Consider the following 1669-nt stretch of genomic DNA (forward strand, 5'->3'; position numbering starts at 1 on the left):
CCCCCGGTGTCAGGATAGTTGTCGCCTCTCCGATTTTTCCTAAAAAAGCATATCGGGGGCGGAAAGAGACTGGTCGTGCCGTACTATTCACCTGAACGCAGAGCCGCATTACTTAAAATGCTGCTTCCCCCGCTGAACCTGTCGATGGCCGAGGTTTCCCGGCGCGAAGGGGTCAGCGAAATGTCTTTGTCCAACTGGCGCAAGCAGCTCAGTTCTGAAGGAAATGCAGTGTCCGAAAACAAGCCGTTGACCGAGAACTGGTCAGCCGAAACCAAGTTTGCTGTCGTGCTTGAAGCCGCCGGTTTGTCCGAGATCGACCTCGGCGAGTATTGCCGCCGCAAAGGTCTTTACCCCGAACAAATCACGGCTTGGCGACAAGCTTTTATCACCGGCCAGAAATCGACAAAGGCTCAGCAAAAAGAAGATCGCGAGCAATCTCGCAAGGACAAGAAACGCATCCAGGAACTTGAGCGCGAACTGCGCCGCAAAGACAAGGCGCTCGCTGAAACAGCCGCGTTGTTGGTGCTGCGAAAAAAGCTCAACGACTACTGGGGGACGAACGACAACGAGGACAACTAACATCTTTGCCAGAGCGCCAGTTAATCGTTGCCTGGCTGGGTAGCGCGGTGGCGGCAGGAGCCAGAAAAATCAGGGCGTGCCAGGAAATCGGTCTATCGCTGCGGACTTTGCAACGTTGGACTGAAACAGAGGTTATCCAGGCCGATGCCCGAACGATTGTCACACGGCCAACACCGCGAAATGCACTGAGCGAAGTCGAGCGTCAGACCATTGTGACGCTGTGTAACAGCCCGGAGTACGCCCACTTGCCGCCGAGCCAGATCGTGCCGCGGCTGGCCGATCAAGGGCGTTATGTGGCGTCGGAGGCGACGTTTTATCGCGTTCTACGTGCGGCAGGCCAACAACAACATCGAGGCCGCAGCCAGCGGCCCAGAAGGCACGCAGCACCGACAACGCATGCGGCCAAAGCGCCCAATCAGGTGTGGTCGTGGGACATCACGTATCTGCCCTCGCCGATACGCGGAAAGTATTACTACCTCTATCTGATCGAGGATATTTACAGCCGCAAGGCCGTGGGCTGGGAGGTCTACGACGCGGAAAGCGGTGAAAAAGCCGCCGCGCTGCTGCAACGCAGCGTGATCGGTGAGCAGTGTTTACACGAACCGCTGGTGCTGCACTCGGACAACGGAGCGCCGATGAAATCGGTGACGCTGCTGAGCAAGATGTACGACCTGGGCATCACGCCTTCGCGGGGCCGACCGCGTGTGAGCAACGACAATCCCTACTCGGAGTCGCTGTTTAGAACGCTGAAATACTGCCCGCAATGGCCGCTGGATGGTTTTGCCAGTCTGGATGCTGCTCGGGCTTGGGTGAGGAATTTTATGCGGTGGTACAACAACGAGCACCGACATAGCCGCATCCGGTTCGTCACACCGGCTGAGCGGCATCGAGGGCTGGACCATCAGGTCTTGGCCCGGCGACATGAGTTGTACGAACGAGCCAAGGAAAACAAACCGGAGCGGTGGTCAGGCCGGACGCGTAACTGGGAACCGATCGGCACCGTGTTGTTGAACCCGGATCGAGAGCAACAGAACGAGAAAATGGCGGCATAGTTAGACGGTTGACGCGACAACTACCTTGAAAAATGCCG

At 57.4% G+C, this 1669-nt stretch carries 1 protein-coding gene; it reads left to right on the plus strand.

Translation table 11 applies throughout. The features are described 5' to 3' along the window. The first annotated feature begins 75 nt into the window (after positions 1–75). Positions 76–1631, plus strand: a protein-coding gene (locus M5G20_RS30020; RefSeq protein WP_087149576.1) for an IS3 family transposase whose coding sequence is annotated in 2 segments (ribosomal slippage) — positions 76–538 and positions 538–1631 — 1557 coding nt in all. Because the reading frame shifts where the segments join, the coding sequence is not laid out codon by codon here. Positions 1632–1669 lie beyond the last annotated feature (38 nt).

It is taken from the genome of Pseudomonas sp. TNT2022 ID1044 (assembly GCF_028656895.1).
Lineage (GTDB): Bacteria > Pseudomonadota > Gammaproteobacteria > Pseudomonadales > Pseudomonadaceae > Aquipseudomonas > Aquipseudomonas reinekei.